Annotated in this window: 10 protein-coding genes and 1 pseudogene; 2 read left to right on the top strand and 9 right to left on the bottom strand. The window is 72.8% G+C overall.

Annotated features, from left to right (window positions below):
* Window positions 1–5 precede the first annotated feature (5 nt).
* From ADL15_RS46075 to ADL15_RS46065, 3 genes are read right to left on the bottom strand one after another with little or no spacing between them, the layout of a single operon-like run.
* The gene (locus tag ADL15_RS46075) at window positions 6–1,286 is read right to left on the bottom strand and encodes an alpha/beta hydrolase (RefSeq protein WP_067706199.1); all 1,281 of its coding nucleotides are present in this window, start codon (window positions 1,284–1,286) and stop codon (window positions 6–8) included.
* A 50-nt stretch (window positions 1,287–1,336) separates the two neighbouring features.
* Window positions 1,337–2,086 (bottom strand): ABC transporter permease, encoded by a 750-nt coding sequence (locus ADL15_RS46070; RefSeq protein WP_067706197.1) that lies wholly within the window; start codon window positions 2,084–2,086, stop codon window positions 1,337–1,339.
* Entirely contained in the window at window positions 2,083–2,994 is a 912-nt protein-coding gene (locus tag ADL15_RS46065; RefSeq protein WP_067706195.1) for an ABC transporter ATP-binding protein, read from the bottom strand. The genes ADL15_RS46070 and ADL15_RS46065 overlap by 4 nt, the downstream gene beginning before the upstream one ends.
* 133 nt (window positions 2,995–3,127) lie before the next feature.
* Between ADL15_RS46065 and ADL15_RS46060 the strand changes: the two genes are divergently transcribed.
* The gene (locus ADL15_RS46060) at window positions 3,128–4,066 is read left to right on the top strand and encodes an alpha/beta hydrolase family esterase (RefSeq protein ID WP_157442016.1); all 939 of its coding nucleotides are present in this window, start codon (window positions 3,128–3,130) and stop codon (window positions 4,064–4,066) included.
* A gap of 54 nt (window positions 4,067–4,120) precedes the next feature.
* Here the strand turns inward: ADL15_RS46060 and ADL15_RS46055 are convergent, their stop codons facing one another.
* The 3 genes from ADL15_RS46055 to ADL15_RS46045 all read right to left on the bottom strand — a co-directional run bounded on the left by ADL15_RS46055 (window position 4,121) and on the right by ADL15_RS46045 (window position 7,667).
* A complete protein-coding gene (locus ADL15_RS46055) occupies window positions 4,121–5,932 on the bottom strand; it encodes an amino acid transporter (RefSeq protein WP_232344962.1) in 1,812 nt (603 codons plus the stop codon).
* Window positions 5,933–6,066: 134 nt separating this feature from the next.
* Complete coding sequence (locus tag ADL15_RS46050; RefSeq protein WP_067706188.1) at window positions 6,067–7,212, bottom strand: cation:proton antiporter; 1,146 nt, start codon at window positions 7,210–7,212, stop codon at window positions 6,067–6,069.
* Between the two features lie 95 nt (window positions 7,213–7,307).
* On the bottom strand, window positions 7,308–7,667 hold the full coding sequence (locus tag ADL15_RS46045) for a cupin domain-containing protein (protein WP_067706186.1): 360 nt from the start codon (window positions 7,665–7,667) through the stop codon (window positions 7,308–7,310).
* 669 nt (window positions 7,668–8,336) lie between these two features.
* Between ADL15_RS46045 and ADL15_RS46040 the strand changes: the two genes are divergently transcribed.
* Entirely contained in the window at window positions 8,337–10,628 is a 2,292-nt protein-coding gene (locus tag ADL15_RS46040; RefSeq protein WP_067706184.1) for a heavy metal translocating P-type ATPase, read from the top strand.
* Window positions 10,629–10,643: 15 nt separating this feature from the next.
* On the opposite strand, the gene ADL15_RS56195 is transcribed toward ADL15_RS46040, so the two are convergent.
* From ADL15_RS56195 to ADL15_RS56730, 3 genes and pseudogenes are all read right to left on the bottom strand, one after another.
* Entirely contained in the window at window positions 10,644–11,312 is a 669-nt protein-coding gene (locus tag ADL15_RS56195; RefSeq protein WP_394326998.1) for a dienelactone hydrolase family protein, read from the bottom strand.
* Window positions 11,313–11,522: 210 nt separating this feature from the next.
* Window positions 11,523–12,044, bottom strand: a pseudogene (locus ADL15_RS56190) (phosphoribosyltransferase); the annotation flags it as partial.
* A 31-nt stretch (window positions 12,045–12,075) separates the two neighbouring features.
* Window positions 12,076–12,870 (bottom strand): sigma 54 modulation/S30EA ribosomal C-terminal domain-containing protein, encoded by a 795-nt coding sequence (locus tag ADL15_RS56730; RefSeq protein WP_067706180.1) that lies wholly within the window; start codon window positions 12,868–12,870, stop codon window positions 12,076–12,078.
* Between the last annotated feature and the right edge of the window lie 240 nt (window positions 12,871–13,110).

The following is a 13,110-nucleotide window of genomic DNA, read 5'->3' as shown; positions in this document are numbered from 1 at the left end:
ATCCGTCACGTCTGCGGGCGCAGTGCGGCGTCCAGGAACGCGGTCACCCGCCGCTGCCAATCGTCCGGCCGGGTGGACAGCCCACCGGTGTGGCCGCTGCCCGGGACCTGCCAGACCTGCACATGGTGGTGGCCGTCCCTGAGGTACTCGGCGGCGAAGGTCTCGTCTGGAACCCGGCCGGCGGTGATGAGCAGGACCGGTCGGGGCGCGATGCCCGCCGCGGCGGCCCGCAGAGAGATCGGCGGACCGGCGTCGGTGAGCAGATCGGCCGCCGCGTACGTCACCTCGTCGACACGCTGCTGGATCCGGCCGCGGGCGCCGTACACCGGGGCCAGGAAATCCCAGTCCGCCGTCGTGCGGGCGGTCGCGCCCTCGGCCACGACGGCGCGGATGCCGGGCTGGCCCGCCGCGGCGCCGATGACCTCCTCCGCGCCCATCGACTCGCCGAGGGCGGCGATCCGGGCGGGGTCGACATCGGGACGCTGCCGCAGGTACGCCACCGCTGCGGCGACGTCCTGATCGCCGTACCAGCCGAAGTCCATCGCCCGTCCGCCGCTGCGGCCGTGGCCGCGGGCGTCGTAGAGCAGCACCCCGTAGCCTTGCCGGGCGAGCACCACCGCGTGCTCGAGGACGTCGGAGCGGGTGCAGCCGGCGCCGTGTGCCAGGAGCACCGCGGCGCGGTTGCGCGCCGGGAGGTACCAGCCGGACAGGATGACCCCGTCGGCGGTCACCAGCCGTGCGTCCAGGTAGGAGAGGCCCCGGTCGGCCGGGGTCGCCGAGCGCAGCCCGGTACGGGGGACGTTGGTGGCGGCCACCGCCTGACTACCGGTGAACAGGCCCACGACCGTGACGAGCAGTACCGCCGGTCCGGTGGCGAGTCGCGACCAGCCGGGACTGCTCCACACGGTCCCGACCGCACCGTATCCGAACAGGAGGAGACCGGCTGTCAGCAGCACCAGGCCCGCGACGGCCGCCGGGGACCAGCCCGCCTTGCTCAGGTGCGGCACCGCGATGCCCGCACCGGCCGCGACGCCCGCCAGGCCCAGGACGAAGGTGGTCACCGCGCGCAACACCGGCGGTCCCCGACGGATCACGTACATCGCGAGCGCTGTCACGACCAGCACCGCGGCCACCCGGACGACCCGCCAGGCGGCCGACCCGTCCGCGCCGACCAGGAACGCCGCCCCGGCGCCGGCGGCGCCGGCCGCGGCTGTCAGCACATCGACGACGAGATGCGACCGGTCCGCGGGGTGGGCACCGGCCTGCTGACGTGCGGTGCCGATCATGACACTCACCTCATCGGGGCGTTCGAGCGGAGGGGCCGGACGGAACCGGGCTATTCCCGGCGCCGCAGCGCGAGCGTGGCCAGTGCCGACGCTGCCGCGCCGCCGACCAGGAGGACGCCCGACTCGGCCCAGTTGACGCCGAATCCGAGCCAGGGATCCTGCAAGGCCACCACGAGATGCTTCAGCGGCAGCAAGTCGCCGATCGTGGCGAGGGCCGGGCTGAGCACCTCCGGTGGCGGGCCCGCGCCGCAGACCATCATCATCAGGAACCAGAGCAGCAGGCCCACACCCTGCGCCGCTCGGGCCGTGGGCATGAGCGCGCCGAGCAGCATGCCGACCGCGGCGAACATCACGGTGCCGAGCACTGCCGCGAGGACGACACCGGTCCAGGACGCCGGCCACCTGACGTCCCAGGTCAGCGATGCCAGCACGGACAACAGGACCGCACCCGCGGCCACCCCCGCCGCCAGGACGACCAACTGGGACGCCAGCAGGGCGCGGACCGGGACGCGGGCGGCCTGGAACCGGCGCAGCACGCCGCGCTCCCGATACGCGGCCAGGTGGACCGGAAGGCCGATCAGACCGAGCGAGGCGACGACCAGGCCGATGTAGGCGGGCAGGTAGTAGGTGGCGCCACCGACCCCGCGGAAGACCGTGCCATCCGGATCCGGCACGTCGCCGAAGACCTCGGAGAGCACATAGAGGATCAGTGGAGGCAGCGCCAGCGTGAAGACCACCGTCACCGGCTCGCGCAGGAAGAGCTTCATCTCGATCCAGGTCAGGGCCCGCGTCGCGGTCATGGCGCCACCTCCCGCCGGAGCAGCCGGACATAGGCGTCCTCGAGGCTGGGACTCGCCACGTCGAGTGGGGTCCGGGACAGCCCGGCGACGGTGAGCGCATGGCCGAGCGCCACCAGGAACGGTCCGTGGCCACGCACTTCGATCCGCCCGTCAGAATGGTTGACGGTCTGCACGCCGGGAAGATCGCCGAGCCGGGGTACGGCCTGGCCCGGCGGAACCGGGAAGCGGACCACCGTGCCACCGCCGTAGCGGTTGACGATCTCCGTCGGCGTCCCCTCAGCGATCTTCCGGCCCCGGGACAGCACCGCGAGCCGATCACAGAGCCGCTGCGCCTCGTCCATGAAGTGGGTGACCAGGACGACGGTCGTCCCACCCCGGCGGACCTCCTCCACCAGATCCCAGACTTCCCGCCGGGCGTTCGGGTCGAGGCCGGTGGTCATCTCGTCCAGGAAGACCAGCCGCGGGCGGGCGACCAGGGCCAGCGCGACCAGCAGGCGCTGCCGGTAGCCACCGGAGAGACTGCCGAAGCCGGCGCCGCGCCGGTCGGCGAGCCCCCAACGGCGCAGCGTCTCCGCCTCGTCCACTGGCCGGTGCGCCAGCGCGGCGAACAGATGCACCGCCTCCCCGACCTTGATGCGGTCGGGCAGCGCCGAGTCCTGCAGCTGGGTGCCGACGAGCCGGGCTACCCGTCCGGGCTCGGCGCGCGCGTCCAGGCCGAACACCCGGACCGTGCCGGAGTCGGCCTTGCGCAGGCCGTACGCGCATTCGACGGTGGTGGTCTTGCCCGACCCGTTCGGGCCGAGCAGACCGACTATCTGCCCCTCCTCCACCCGCAGGTCGAGGTCGGACACCGCCGTCACCGTGCCGTACGACTTGCACAGGCGATCGATGAGCAACGCCGGACTCATCTCTCCAGCATCACGCCGCGGCGCGTGCCGTCGCGGGGGCCGTTCCGACTGTCCGGCACGGGTCTTCCGGCCCGTATCGGCGAGCTGACGACGGACACTAGGCTGGCGGTGTCCCCGGCCCCGGGAGGGTGTGATGGCTCGGCACAGGTGGCAGGTGGCCCGGGCCGTGACCGCCGTCGTGGCGGTCATGGTGACGGCGGCCTGCGGCGCAGCGGACCGGCCCGGTCCCTCGTCCGGCTCCCCGCCGGTATGGCCGGCGAGTGGCACCGGCACGGTCGAGATCGGTGGCCGGCCGGTGACCGTGCACGTCCCTGACTCCTACGATCCGGCCCGGCCCGCGCCGCTGGTTCTCGCATTGCACGGATACACCTCCGACGCGCCGGAGTTGGAGACGTTCCTGCGGCTGACGCCCGAGTCGGACCGGCGAGGGTTCGTCTACGTCTATCCCGACGGGTCGACCGACGATCGCGGCGACCGGTTCTGGAACGCCACCGACGCGTGCTGCGCTCTCTCCGGCGCGAAACCTGACGACTCGCGGTACCTCAGCGACCTCATCTCCACGGTCCAGGGCTCGTACCGGATCGACCGCGCCCGGGTCTACCTGATCGGTCACTCCAACGGCGCGTTCATGGCGTTCCGGATGGCCTGCGATCACGCCGACCAGATCGCGGCGATCGTCGCCGTCAACGGCGCCACCTGGAACGACCCCGCACGGTGCCGGCCGTCCGAGCCGGTGAGCGTGCTGGCCGTGCACAGCACCGACGACGAGGCGATCGCGTTCACCGGCGGCGCCATCGACGGCGTGGCGTACCCGTCGGCGGCCACCACCGTCACCCGTTGGCTGGGCTACGACCGGTGTGCGAGCGCCGGCCGCGATGCTCCCGGCCTGGACCTGGTTACCGACCTGCCGGCCGCTGAGACGTCGGTACGCACGTACCGGCAGGGCTGTGCCGGGGGATCGAGCGTGCAGCAGTGGACGATCAACGGCGGTACCCACGTACCGCATCTGGGCCCTGCTTTCGCTCCGGCGGTGACGGACTTCCTGCTCTCCCAGGCCGAGCCGGCCCGGTAGGCGGTCACCGTCCGCGCGTCGCCGACGGCGCCACCGGCCGTATCCGCCGGCAGGTCAGCCGACGTGGACGTGTGGACGGCGGCCCGGGTCGGGTTCGCACCGGCGCAGCATCTCCCGGGTGGTCGGCGCGATCTCGCCGTGGCCGAAGATCAGGAATCGCCAGAAGTTGATCGCGGGATTGCCCTCCGTCCACGCGAAATAGATGTGCGGGCGCCGACGGGTGCGCCGTTCGATGTCGAGCAACAGCGCGGCGAGCGCGTTGGCCACCGATGGGCTCCGCAGGGTGAGCAGCCGGAAACGGTCGTGGGCCACCCGGCCGTGGACGAACAGTTCGGTCTCGAAATCGGAGGCGTCGGTGACCTCGACCGTGACGAGGATGACGTCGCGGGTGTCGGTGAGGTCGTTGTCGGTGCTGATCTGCCGCAGTTTGGCCTGGTAATCGGCGAGACTGCCGGCCGGGTGCTGGTGGGCGATCAACCGGATCGTGCGCTGGGCGCAGTCGCGGACGAACCGTTCGGCCATCGGATCCAGGTGGACCGCGGTGACGCGCAGTTCGAAGGCGCGGTTGATTCTGGACAGGATCGACACGACCAGGATCGCGGCGACGAAACAACCGGCGATCTTGATCCCGTCGGGCCTTTCGACGACGTTCACGACCGTGGTGTAGGCGAACACCGCCGCGATGGCGGCGAAGCTGACCGTCCTGCGGTGCTCGCGACGCCGGTGAGCGGACAGGGTGGCCGCCACCCCGGCCGAGGTGATCAGGACGAGTACGCCGGTGGCGTAGGCACTGCCCTGCGCGTCCACGCCGGCGTCGAACAAGACGGTGATCAGCGCGGCCGCGGCCGTGAACACCAGCACCAGGGGGCGAACCGCCCGGGTCCAGGCGGGGGCCATGCCGTAGCGGGGCAGATAGCGGGGTACGAGGTTGAGCAGTCCCGCCATCGCGGAGGCGCCGGCGAACCACAGGATGGCGATGGTCGAAAGGTCGTACACGGTCCCGAAGGCGCTGCCGAGGTTCTGGTGCGCCAGATAGGCCAGCGCCCGCCCGTTGGCGGGGCCGCCGGAGCGGAACGCCGGGGCCGGGATCAGCACGGTGGTGATGACGCTGGTGGTGATGAGGAAGACGCTCATGATCGTCGCGGCGGCGGTGAGCATGCGCCGGGTGTTCCGCACGCGCCCGGCGGGGTGCCGCTCGCTGTCGGCGGTGTCGCCACGGACGTGCGGCATCACCGCGACGCCGGTCTCGAACCCGGAGAGGCCCAGCGCCAGCTTGGGGAAGACGATCAGAGCGATCGCGACCATCGCTACCGGGTTGCCGTGCTGGGAGGTCAGTGCGGTGATCCAGTCGTGAACGGCGGCGGGATGCGTGATCACCTGCCACAACCCATCGCCGACGACGATCAGGTTGAGGGTCAGATACGCGGTGACCAGACTGACCGCGATGCCGATCGCCTCGGTGAAGCCGGACAGGAAGACTCCGCCGAGCAGGGCCAGCAGCGCCAGGGTGACGGCCACCTCGTGATCGTGCAGGGCGGCCGGCCAGAACGGGTTCTCGTCGAGGTGCGCGGTCGCGTCGGCGGCTGACAACGTCATGGTGATGATGAAGTCGGTGGCGGCGAAACCGAGCAGCACCAGCACGAACAGTTTGCCCTGCCAGAACGAGAAGAGCCGGGTCAGCATCGCGATCGAGCCCTCGCCATGAGGGCTCTCCTCGGCGACACGCCGATAGACCGGCAACGCGCCCAGTACCGTGACCAGCACGAGGATCACGGTGGCCAGCGGTGACAGCACGCCGGCGGCGAGCGCGGCGATGCCGGGCTGGTAGCCGAGAGTCGAGAAGTAGTCGACGCCGGTCAGACACATCACCTTCCACCAGGCGTGCCGTCGTTCCCCCTCGGGACGGGAACCAGGGCCCTGATGGTGCAGGGGCCGGTCGGTGATCCCCGACAACAGCCAGGTACTGAAGTGGCGCGGTGCCGGGGCACCACGGTCGGCCCTCACGGTTGCCTGGGCGCGGGCGGGAAGGCCTTCGCCGCGTGCGGGGCGGCGACCGCGGCGACGGCGATGGTGATCAGGGCGCCGAGGATGAGCGCGGCGGGTTCGCCGGCCGCCAGCAGGTGCGACTGGGTGCCGAGGGCGGCGGCCGCGACCGGAACCCCGAGCTGCGCGCCGGACAGGGACGCCAGACTGAACGGCTGCCCGAGCAACCGTGGCAGCAGATGGGTGAGGACGGCTGCGACGCCCAGCGCCGCACCCAGGCCGATCAAGGCGGGCCGGTCGGCGAGCGCGTGCAGATCGAGCGAACTGCCCAGCCAGACGAAGAACACCGGGCCGAAGAATCCCTCGGCGACGCCGAACAACTGCCGGGCCAGCCGTCGTGGTTGCCCGACGGCCGCCACGGCCAGGCCGAATCCGAACCCGGCGAGCATGATCGAGACTCCGGTGGTCTGCGCGATCGCGGCGAGGCCGAAGAGAACGGCCAGGTTGATGCGCAACTCGAGGGCGAACTTGCGCCGCTCCGACCGGTGGTGAACGGTCTTGAGCCAGCCGCGCCGCCCGGCGGCCCGGAGCGTGGCGTACACGACGACAGCGCACGCCACCACCGCGAGGGCACCCAGGGCCGCTGTCCCGGCGCGGGCCGGATCGATCGCCAGGGGTAGTGCGACGATGCAGGCGGCGTCGGCCAGCGCGACCTGGGGGAGCAGTTGCAGGACCGGGGTGCCCTCGAGCCGGGACGCGGTGATGATCGGCAGGAGGAGAGCGGCCGAGGAGGACGAGAGCAGGACCGCGTACAGGATCGCGTGGCCGGTGTCGAAGAGGTGGGCGATGAGCAGGGCCATCGGTACGGAGGCGGCGACCACGGTGACGGCGCGGAGCAACCCGACCGGCAGAGCCTGGCGCAGCCGGGGGTCACCGACCGGCACGTGGGAGCCGGCGACGAACATGACGAGGGCGAAGCCGATGGTGGCCAGCAGTGCGAAGGTCGGTTCGGCGGCATCCAATCGGTCCAGCGCCATCGGGCCGAGAGCCACGCCGGCCAGGAGTTCACCGACGACGACGGGCAGTCCCCACCGGCGCGGGAACGCCAGCAGCGGACCGATGATGCCGGCCGCGCAGATCAACGCCAGTAGAGCGAAACTCATCTCCGGCCCTCGATGCCGACGGTGGGCCGACCACCCTGGCGAGGCTGGACGAGGCTGGCCGGCGACGGCAGCCCCGGGCGCACCGGAGGATGGCGTCACCCGAGCGTAGGCGGATGTTCGCCGCCGTGGGGTAGCGGACGGTGTATCTGCAGCAACAGGCACCCTTGCGGTCCGGCGGTGATGGGATGGGCCGTGCGCGGCGGCACGTGCAGGTAGGAACCCGCGGCGGCGGTCCTGCCCGCGATCATCGCCGAGCCGGCGACCACCCAGATGTGCTGATGGGCCGTCAGGTGCGGCCGTCCCGGCGTGCAACAGCCGGGCCGGTAGGAGATCAGCGCGTCGTGCTGGTCGCCGGCGGACCACAGGTCCTTCGCGGCGACACCGGGACAACCCGGCACCGGCCACCAGGGCAGCCGATCGATTTCCGCTGAATCGAGCATCGTCAGCCGGTCCACTACCGTACGACGCTGGGCGGTCGCTGGTGTCATGACCTCTCCTCCGTCCGCAGGCCGCTACCGCTGCGCCCGGATGATCGGATTTCGGCCGCATCGATGACCACCTGGTCACCATCGCGGACATCGCTGGTGTGGGCCCGCAGCAATTCCTCTCTCGCTTCACCTTCGCCCGATGCGGTGCGGCGGGACAGGGCCCATCGACCCTGGTGCGCAGGGGCAGGGCCGAAGGTCCTCTCGTGGTCCGCCGTGCGAACGCCGGGCAGGCAAGTCTTCCCCGCGACGAGCAGGAGAATTCCGAGGAGATCGATCCGGGTGCTGACTCATCCCGACCTCACCGCCGCTGGCGGTCACCGCGGTCCAGAGGCCTTCCGTACGGCATGGAGCCGGAGCAGCAGCAGGAGCGCGCTCGCCTGGGTGATCGCGACCGCGGTGCTCAACGCGGTGCGGGAATGCTGGTACAGCGCGCCCGCGGCCACGCCACCGATGAGCGCCCGGCGCCTTGCCCGGCCGCGAACAGGCGTAGCCGGTGGCGCGGCACCAGGTCGGTCAGCGACCGTGGCCGACGTGCCGCTGTCAGGGTCTTGCGGCCCTGCCGTTGCGTCGGCCGGAGTCCGACGGTAGAGGCGTGGCGGTGGGCGCGCGGCCCGTCGGCGAGGTGTGGAGGACTCTATGCGGCAGCAGCGGGAGAGGGCGCTGTTCCTGGCCACGACGGTGTTGTTGCTGGTCGGCCTGGCGGTGACAGCGGCGGGTGCCGGGCAGGCCGCGGAGGTGGTGTGGGGGGCCGCGACGCTGCTCGGTCTGCTGTACTCGACGGCGTCGCTGATCACGGCGGCGCGGCGGCGCGAGGCCAGCGTCGACGTGATCGCCTGGCTGGCGCTGGTCGGTGCGCTGTGGGTCGGTGAGGCCTTCGCGGGCGCGATGATCGCGGTCATGCTGGCCAGCGGTGTGCTGCTGGAGGCGCGGGCCGCGGCCCGCGCCCGCCGTGAGCTCAGCGCCCTGGCGGCCCGGGCTCCGCGGACCGCCCGGCGCGACACCGCGTCCGGTCCGGTGGAGGTGCCGGTCGGCGAGGTGGCCGTCGGTGACCGCCTCGTGGTCGGCTCCGGGGAGATCGTGCCGGTCGACGGCCGGCTGCTCGGTCCCGCGGTGCTCGACGAGTCCGCCCTGACGGGGGAGCCGCTGCCGGTGGAACGGCACGCTGGCGAGGACGTCCGCAGCGGAGTGGTGAACGCGGGCTCGCCGGCGCGGCTGACGGCCACCGCGACGGCGGAGGCCTCCACGTACGCGGGCGTGGTGCGTCTGGTCGAGCAGGCCCAGGCGGGCAGCGCCCCGTTCGTGCGGATCGCGGACCGTTTCGCGGTGGCGTTCGTGCCGGTGACACTGCTGCTGGCCGGCCTCGCCTGGGCGTTCACCGGAGATCCGGTACGGGCGGTGGCGGTCCTGGTGGTGGCCACGCCCTGCCCGTTGCTGCTGGCCGCACCGATCGCGATCATGTCGGGGATCTCCCGGGCGGCCCGGAGCGGGGTGATCGTCAAAGGCGGAGGAGCCCTGGAACAGCTGGCCGCCGGCCGGGTCCTGCTGTTCGACAAGACCGGGACGCTGACCGCCGGCCGGCCGGTGCTCACCGACGTGGTGACACCCGTCGAGGCGCACCTGCCGGCGGCCGAGGTCCTGCGCCTCGCCGCAAGCCTGGACCAGAGCTCCGCGCACGTTCTGGCCGGTGCGATCGTGACCGCCGCCCACGATCGCGCACTGGCGTTGGCCGCGCCGGAGGAGGTGCACGAGCGGCACGGCCACGGTGTGGAGGGCGTGGTCGACGGCCGCCGGGTCCGGCTGGGCAAGGCGGCGTTGATCGTCCACGGTCCCCTGCCGGGATGGGTGCGGCACGCCCGGCGGCGGGCCGCGCTCGACGGCTCGCTGAGCGTCTTCGTGGCGGTCGACGACGTGCCCGCCGGGGTGCTGCTGCTGGAGGATCCGGTACGCCCGCAGGCGCCCCGCATGATCCGGGCGATGCGTGCGGCCGGTGTCACCCGCGTCGTGCTGGTGACCGGTGACCGCGCCGACACCGCGGAGACCGTCGGACGGATCGTCGGCGTCGACGCGGTGCACGCCGACTGCGACCCGGCCGACAAGCTGACCCTGGTCCGCGCCGAGCAGGAGAGCGCCCCGACGATCATGGTCGGCGACGGCGTCAACGACGCGCCGGCGCTGGCCGCGGCGGGGGTGGGGGTCGCCCTCGCGGCCCGCGGGGCGACCGCGTCGGCCGAGGCCGCCGACGTGGTCCTCATCGTCGATCGCCTCGACGCGCTGGCCGACGCCATCCTCACCGCGCGGCGCTGCCGCACCGTCGCGGTCTGGGCGGTAACGGTCGGGATGGGCCTGTCGGCCGTGGCGATGCTGGTGGCGGCGGCCGGCTACCTGCCGCCCGCCGCCGGTGCGCTGCTGCAGGAGGGCATCGACGTGGCGGCCATCGCCATCGCCCTGACGGCATTGTTGCCCGCGCCGTCGCACACCGTCGCGATGACACCCGCCGACGTCGTCACCGCCCAGCGGCTCTACGCCGAGCATCGTGACGTGCGGCCGCTGGTCGAGCAGGTGCGCACGGTCGCGGACGCCCTGAACCGGGCGCCGTACGACCTGGGCCCGGTTCGTGACCTGCTGGCGCAGCTGGAGGCGCGGTTGCTGGCGCACGAGCAGGCCGAGGAGGCGGAACTGCTGCCGATCATGGCGCGGGCGCTCGGCGGGGTGGAGGCGACCAGCGGGCTCAGCCGCACCCACGCCGAGATCGAACACCAGATCGGGCGCCTGCGCCGGACGGTGGACGACCTGGTGCAGCAGGTGGAGCCGGAGGACGTCACCGACGTACGGCGCCTGCTGTACGGCCTCTACGCGATCCTGCGGCTGCACAACGCCCAGGAGGAGGAGGGCGCGTTCAGCCTGGTTCCCGATCCGGGTACGCCGTGACGTCCGGTGCCGGGGTCAGCGGACTTCGCCACCGCGGGACCCGGCCGGGAGCGGGTCGGCCGGCGTCGCGGTGAGATGGTCGGTGAACCATCCAGCGGCCAGCCGTGCCGCCCGGTCGAGGGTGCCGGCCTCCTCGAACAGATGCGACGCCTCGGGTACGACGGCCAGCCGGTGGGCACAGCGCAGTCGCGTGGCGGCGACCCGGTTCAGGTTGAGGACCTGGCGGTCCAGGCCACCGACGATGAGCAGAGTCGGCGCGTGGACCTGCGCCAGGCGGGGCCCGGCGAGGTCCGGCCGGCCGCCGCGGGACACCACCGCGCGAATGGCCGTACCCGGAACGGCGGCCGCGCACAGTGCGGCGGCCGCACCGGTGCTGGCGCCGAACAGGCCGACCGGCAGGTCCCTCGTCGCGGGCTGAGCCCGCACCCAGGCGACCGTCCCGGTCAGGCGGCCGGTGAGCAGTCCGATGTCGAAGACGTTCGCACGCCGCAGCTCCTCCTCGGCGGTCAGCAGGTCGAACAGCAGAGTGCCGTAGCCGGCCCGGTGCAGCACCTCGGCCACGTGCCGGTTACGGGGACTGTGCCGGCTGCTGCCGCTGCCATGGGCGAAGACCACTATTCCGGACGCCGACGGCGGAACGGTCAACCGGCCCGCCAGCGACGCTGTCCCGGCGTGCACGGTCACGTCCTGATCCGCTGGCGGCCCGGGACGGGCCGGGTGCTGTCCGGCGGCGGGGCGCGGTGTCGCGGCGGCCTCGGTGAGCAGCCGGGACACCTCGTGATCCGGGGTGGGCCGGAAGTCGACGTAGAACTGTCCCACCGATCCGAGCCGGGTGGCCCGGTGGAGACACACCACCTGGTCAGCGACGGCCGCCAGCGAGTCCAGCGCGTCGGCCGCTGCGACCGGCGTGGCCAGCACGATGTGGTCAGCGCCCTGTGCCCGGGCCACCCGGCACGCCGCTCGCGCCGTCGCTCCGGTGGCGACACCGTCGTCGACCAGCAGGGCGGTCCGGCCCGCGAGGCGCACCCGCGGCCGGTCGCCACGGAGGACCTGCACCCGTCGTTGCACCTCCACCCGGGTGTGCGCCCGCGCCGTACTCAATTCCTGGGGGTTCACCCCGGTGGCGCGGACGACACCGGGGTTGAGCACGCTGACACCGCCCTCGCCGAGGGCGCCGATCGCCAGCTCCGGCTGCCACGGCACGCCGACCTTGCGGACGACGATCACATCCAACGGCGCTGACAGGACCCGGGCCACCTCCGCTGCCACCGGTACCCCGCCGCACGGCAGACCGAGCACCACGACGTCCTGGCCGCGCAGGTACGTCAGGGCGTGCGCGAGCCGTTCCCCGGCGTCGACCCGGTTCCGGAACGGAACGGCGGTACCGGTCGTGATCGTGTCCTGCCCCGTGGCCATCTCTTTCTCCTCCGGTGCCGGGTCCCGGTGTTCAACCCGCAGGGGTGACCAGGCCGTAGTGGCCGTCGTAGCGGTGGTAGAGCAGCCGGCCGCGTCCATCCGTCACGTCGGCGAAGAACAGGAACGGCTGATCGGTCAGGTTGAGGCGGTCGACCGCCTCGGCGAGGGTGAGCCGGGGAGCCGGGCGGTCGCTGACCGTCAGCGGCACGGCGGTCGCCGGGGCCGGCCGATCGGCCGGGCGCAACCGAGCCAGCCGGTAGCCGGTGGGGCCGGCCCGGTAGACCACGGCGTCCTGCCCGGTGGTCTCGTCGGTGAACAGGTGCACGTCGTAGTCGAGCAGGTCCATGTCGAAAACGGCTTCGTCGGGCGTCGTCCGGGCCGGCTCGTACGACTTGTGCCGCACCACCCGGCGTTCCTGAACGGGCCGTGGGAAGTACGCGAGCGGGTGCCGGCCGGCCGAGCCGTGCCGCCACCCCTCGGGCCCGGGCCGGGAGCCGCGACGTGCCTCCCAGTGCCGGGCTGCCCGGGCCAACCGGCGCCGCAGCCGATCCTCCAGCAGGTCGACCGCCTCCCGCATGGTCGGCGCGGTGACCTCACCCCGCAGCAACCGGCCGTCGAGGTCCACGTTCGCTTGTGCGCGGGCGGGCCGGGACACCGGCGTGTCCTCCCAGTAGCTGAGTTTCAGGCGTACGTGCGGGATCGGCCGCCGGGTGTGGCGGCAAGCCTGGAGAACCTTGTACCGGGCGTAGGCGACCAGATCGGCGGGCACCCGGCCGTGCGTCACGACCTCGATGCCGGTCGCCGTGGTCGGTTGCGGTCCGCTCATGCGTATCCACCCCTGAACACGGTCAGACACCCACCGGCGGGTCAGGCCGGCCACCGATGGCGGGGGTGACCATCATGGCGGTGCGTGGTCGTTGGCCCGAGAGCCGCTTTCCGTCGCCACCGAGGTGCTACACCTGCGCGCCGGTGGGTGCATCTCCATGGTTGCTCGGTTGCCGGCGGGCCGGGCAGGGGCACAAGTCCCGACCTCGTCCGGTGCCGACGCCCCCGCGGCCGAGGAGAG

The organism is Actinoplanes awajinensis subsp. mycoplanecinus (genome assembly GCF_001509495.1).
In the GTDB taxonomy this organism is placed as follows: domain Bacteria; phylum Actinomycetota; class Actinomycetes; order Mycobacteriales; family Micromonosporaceae; genus Actinoplanes; species Actinoplanes palleronii.
The sequence above is the reverse complement of the archived record's forward strand: the minus strand, read 5'-3'. Positions and strand labels throughout refer to the sequence as shown.